The sequence below is a fragment of the Bradyrhizobium sp. 23AC genome (assembly GCF_054863025.1).
The window spans coordinates 1-245 of record NZ_JAVAYN010000274.1; the positions used below are offsets into that span (position 1 = coordinate 1).

Below are 245 nucleotides of genomic sequence, written 5' to 3' on the forward strand. Positions count from 1 at the left end.
GCCATTGGAGGTCGTTCAATTGCTGAACATCAGAGACACTGGTTACGTCTACCGATGTCGATTTCTTAGCCCCAATTTTGTAGATTGCTTCGTCGTACAAAATTATTATGTGATAAGGCGATATGGGGTAAAAGATCTGAAGACCTTTGCTGGCGAGCCCGGTATTGCTTCGTATCGTACGATGCTCAGCGTACTGATTGTAAAAAACGACAGGATGATCGCTCGTGATAAATCGAATCGGCGTT

General features: G+C 44.5%; 1 protein-coding gene. It reads right to left on the bottom strand.

From position 1 onward, the window contains the following. On the bottom strand, positions 1-238 hold a 238-nt coding region (locus tag RAD10_RS42415), incomplete at its 3' end, for a DUF4238 domain-containing protein (RefSeq protein ID WP_461622080.1). Between the last annotated feature and the right edge of the window lie 7 nt (positions 239-245).